This window comes from Actinoplanes sp. NPDC051633, from assembly GCF_040681735.1.
GTDB lineage: Bacteria > Actinomycetota > Actinomycetes > Mycobacteriales > Micromonosporaceae > Actinoplanes.
This window is the reverse complement of the sequence record NZ_JBFAZH010001646.1, coordinates 1-1330: the sequence shown is the minus strand read 5'-3', so window position 1 is coordinate 1330 and position 1330 is coordinate 1. Positions and strand designations below refer to the sequence as shown.

2 protein-coding genes are annotated in these 1330 nt (G+C 67.4%); both read right to left on the bottom strand.

All coding sequences use genetic code 11. The annotated features are described in order from the left end of the window. Nucleotides 1-184: 184 nt before the first annotated feature. Nucleotides 185-1135, bottom strand: coding sequence for an HAD-IIA family hydrolase (locus AB0M20_RS43930; RefSeq protein WP_364307472.1), 951 nt, complete (start codon nucleotides 1133-1135; stop codon nucleotides 185-187). Next, nucleotides 1132-1330, bottom strand: a 199-nt coding sequence (locus AB0M20_RS43925) for a hypothetical protein (protein WP_364307470.1), incomplete at its 5' end; no start/stop codon positions are given. The genes AB0M20_RS43925 and AB0M20_RS43930, both read right to left, overlap by 4 nt.

Below are 1330 nucleotides of genomic sequence, written 5' to 3'. Positions count from 1 at the left end.
GAAGTGGGATAAAGAATTCATAGCGAATTCTATTCCTACTTCAAAAAGGTAAAATGCCATGAAAGATATAGAAATATATCTTCAACTTAGTCATTGACTATAAAATTGTTTTGCAACCATCACATATAACTGGAATTCTAGACTAAAAATTTCTATATGGTGAATGTTGCGCTAAAACTTTATATTATTTTTTTTCCAACTCATTTTCGATTTCTTCGATTTCCTTTTTAGAAAGATCTACTGGTTTTTCACCCGCGTCGACCGGCTCCCCCGCGCCGTCCAACGCGCCGTCGCCGGTGAGACGCCAGCCGCCGCGCTCGGTGGCCGGCTCCAGCGGGACCGGCTCCTCGAACAGGCCCGACACGTCCGCCGCCACGTAGGTCGGCCGGCGCTCCGGCGGTGCGGCCAGCAGGTCCGCCGGGCCGCTCACACCGGTCAGCACCAGCAGGCTGTCCATGCCCGCGGTGACCGCGCCCTCGATGTCGGTGTCGAGGCGGTCGCCCACGGTCAGTGGACGCTTGGCGCCGGACTGCGACGCCGCGGTGGTGAAGAGCGCCGGCTGCGGTTTGCCGACCACGACGTCGGGGTCCCGGTTGAGCGCCGTCCGCAGCACCGCCACCAGCGAACCGTTGCCCGGCAGCGGGCCGCGCGGGCTCGGCAGCGTGCGGTCGGTGTTCGTGGCGACCCAGCGCGCGCCGGCCCGCACCCACAGCGCGGCCTCGGCGAGGATGCGCCAGCCGACGTCCGCGCCATAGCCCTGCACGACCGCGGCCGGCTTGTCCTCGAAGGTCTCCACCGGCGTCAGCCCGGCATCGCGCACCTCGTCGCGCAGGGCGTCCGCCCCGACCACCAGCACCGGCGCGCCAGCCGGCAGCTCCCGCGCGAGCAGCGTCGCGGACGCGCCGGCCGACGTCAGCACCTCGTCCGGCCGGGCGGGCACGCCCATGCCGGTCAGCAGGTCGGCGACCTCGGCGGCGCGGCGAGAGGCGTTGTTCGTCGCGTACGCCACGGCCGTCCCGTCCGCGCGCAGACGCTCGACGGCCTCCGCCGCGCCCGGGATGGGCCGGTCGATGAGGTAGACGACGCCGTCCAGGTCGAAAATGACCAGGTCGTACGCGTCGACCAGCCGGCTCACCCGGCGGGCCGTTCGCGGTGCTCGCCGGTCGCCGACGCCTCGCCAACGAACTCGTCGCCGGCCTCGTCGTTCTCGTCCGGCTCGTCGTCCTTGGCCTCGAGATCGGCCAGCGGCGCGCCGGTGTCGGTGAGGTCGCCCTGGGCCTCGGCCTTCTCCAACTCGGCCCCGGCCTGCTCGGCCGCGGCGTGGATCGCC